2 protein-coding genes are annotated in these 1836 nt (G+C 77.1%); one reads left to right on the plus strand and one right to left on the minus strand.

Going from position 1 to position 1836, the window contains the following annotated elements; genetic code table 11:
* Nucleotides 1–40: 40 nt before the first annotated feature.
* Nucleotides 41–1210, minus strand: a complete 1170-nt coding sequence (locus E1293_RS46760; protein WP_132206550.1) for an ROK family transcriptional regulator — start codon at nucleotides 1208–1210, stop codon at nucleotides 41–43.
* A gap of 61 nt (nucleotides 1211–1271) precedes the next feature.
* Between E1293_RS46760 and E1293_RS46765 the strand changes: the two genes are divergently transcribed.
* Nucleotides 1272–1836: MFS transporter (locus tag E1293_RS46765; RefSeq protein WP_132206552.1), on the plus strand; the 565-nt coding region annotated here is incomplete at its 3' end.

Genomic DNA, 1836 nt, shown 5'->3' on the forward strand with positions numbered 1-1836 from the left:
GCCCCCGACCGCGCCCGGTGAACCTTGGTGGACGCCCGCACTAGGGGGCGTTCCAGGCGGTTAGGCCGTCCTCGGTGAGGAGGGTGTCGAAGGCGGCGTCGGCGGCGCCGGTCAGGGGGCCTTGCGTGCCCAGGGCCGTCGGCCGGACGGGCGGCGGGGCCGCCCGGCGGTAGCGCATCAGGGCCGCGGTGTAGCCGCTTTCGAGCGCCACGGGGGATGCCTCGGCCAGGTCGGTGGCCAGGCCGGAGAGGGTGACGACGTCCGGGTCGAGGGCGTTGACGAGGGCGCCGATGCCGCGTCCCAGCGCGTGGGCGGCGGCCGCGACGGCCGTGCGGGCGGCCGGGACGGTCGCGGCCGTCGCGATGATCTGCCCGGCCGCCGTGCGCGGGTCGCGGGGGGCGCGGCGGCCGAGCGTGCGGGCCATGGCGCGGCCGTCGACCTCCAGGTCCCAGCAGCCGCGCGCGCCGCACGGGCATTCGAGCGCGGGGTCGCCGAACGGCATGTGGCCGAACTCGCCGCCCGCGCCGGTCGCCCCGTCCACCGGGCGTCCGTCCACGACGAGGATGCCGCCGACGCCGACCTCGACTGTCAGGTGCAGGACGACCCGCGCCCCGGCGCCCGCGCCGCGCCTGGCCTCGGCGAGCCCGGCGAGCGAGGCGTCGTTGCCGACCAGGAGGGGGATGCCGGGCGGTTTGAGCGGTTCGAGGTCGACGTCGCGCCAGCCCATGCCGGACGCCTGGACGACCGTCGTCCCGCTCACCGTGCCGGCGACGCATGCGGACACCGCGCGGAGCCGCCGGCCGTAGCGGGTGCGCAGGGCCGACACGTGGTCGCCGAGCGTCCCGAGGATCCGGGGGGAGCCGGAGTGGCGGCCGTCGTCCTCGGCCAGCAGTCCGCCGCCGAGTTCGATCGCGGCCACGCGCCACCGCTGGTGGCCGATGTCGACGACGCAGACCACCGGGCCCTCGGGGTGCGCGGTGAGGGCGGGGGACGGGCGGCCGCGGCCGCCGGTACGGGGCGGCGTGTCCTCGTCGACCAGGCGCGCCGCCTTGAGCCGGGTGGTGATCTCGGTGGCGGAGCCGCTGCTCAGCCCGAGGGCGCGGGCCGCGTCCGCCCGCGTCGCCGACGGGTGCGCGTGGACGTACCGGAGCACGGCGAGGGCGCCCTGGCTGCGCAGGGCTCGCGCCGAGTGCGCGGTCTTCGGCTGCATGGTGACATCCTGGCCCGTGGGGATTATCCTCGTTGCACGAGGATAATACGGGAGGCGCGACATGGACCCTGCCGACACGGATCGGGCGCCCGCCTCCGGCCGAAGCGCCGCGACGCTCGGGCTGTACGCCACGCTCGGCTGCCTCGGCTATCTGCTCACGGCGCTCGGCGCGATCCTGCCCGAACTGCGGGAGGAACGCGGACTGCCGCGCGCCGAGGCCGCCCTCTACCCGTCGGCGTTCGCGCTCGGGCTGGTGGTGATCGGCCTGGTCGGGCACCACCTGGCGGAACGACTCGGACGGCGCGCGCTGCCCGCGTCCCTGGCCGCCCTCGTCGGCGGCGCCGCACTCCTGGCCGCCAGCGGCGAACGGATGGGCACGGCCGCCGGCGCCCTGGTCCTGGGGCTGGGCGGCGCCGGGCTCGTCCAACTCGTCCCGGCGGCGCTGCGTGCCGCCCACCACGGAGATGGAACGATCCAGATCGGCGAGGCGAACGCGGTCTCCAGCGCCGCCTCGGTCCTCTCCCCGATCCTCATAGGCGCCGCCCTGGCCCACGACCTCGGCTGGCGCGCCGCCTTCGCCATCCCGCCCTTGGCCCTGGCCACCGCCCTACTCCTGACCATCCTCC

The organism is Actinomadura darangshiensis (assembly GCF_004349235.1).
Taxonomy (GTDB): domain Bacteria; phylum Actinomycetota; class Actinomycetes; order Streptosporangiales; family Streptosporangiaceae; genus Spirillospora; species Spirillospora darangshiensis.